This is a genomic window from Bradyrhizobium sp. (assembly GCF_016462955.1).
Taxonomy (GTDB): Bacteria; Pseudomonadota; Alphaproteobacteria; order Rhizobiales; family Xanthobacteraceae; genus Bradyrhizobium.
This window is the reverse complement of the sequence record NZ_JAEMSD010000025.1, coordinates 9645-10313: the sequence shown is the minus strand read 5'-3', so window position 1 is coordinate 10313 and position 669 is coordinate 9645. Positions and strand designations below refer to the sequence as shown.

The 669-nt window shown below is 67.7% G+C and carries 1 pseudogene; it reads right to left on the bottom strand.

What is annotated here, in order from left to right:
- Window positions 1-95 precede the first annotated feature (95 nt).
- Window positions 96-669: pseudogene (locus tag JHD07_RS04920) on the bottom strand (hypothetical protein); the annotation flags it as partial.

Genomic DNA, 669 nt, shown 5'->3' with positions numbered 1-669 from the left:
GTATAGTCGGACGGCATTCGGGGCCGCCGAGCGGTCGCGGATGCCGCGGCCGGATTGATCACGGCTGATCCTGAGAAACGCGGCGCGCGGCGCCGTCACAGCTTCCCATAGACCCGCCCAGCCACCGCCTTCAGGCGCTCGACCGAACCGGACTGCGGATGCGGCTTGACCGGGGCGAACAGGATCGAAGCCTGCCTGCCGTTCTTCCAGACATAGATGGTGACGGCGTTGCCGTTGCCCTTGGTGCAGGAATGCTCGCCGAACGCTTCGCGGCCTAGCTCGGGGATCGCCACGTGCGTGCACGGCCCGGCGCGTTTCATCATGCCCATGGCGGTGTCGCGCGAGGTCGCGATCTCCGCGACGGTCATCGTGTTGTCCTCGCGATCGAACATCATGCAGCTGCCCGCACCGGTACGCTGCACCGTCAGCGTGCCCGCGTCGAGAAAGCCGTCGGCATCGGCGGCCGTGAGCCACTCGCAATTGCCGAATCGCTCGCTGCTCCTGCTCACATTGGCGATGGCAATGCGCGCGGCCTCGGCGACCGGCCCAAGCAGCGCATCGTCGGCGCGCCGGCCGATCGGATAGACGCTGATCTGGAGAATGTAATCGCCGGACAGGGCGACGACCGAAGCCTCCTGGCGCTCCGCACCGGCCGTGCTCGTTCCGCCT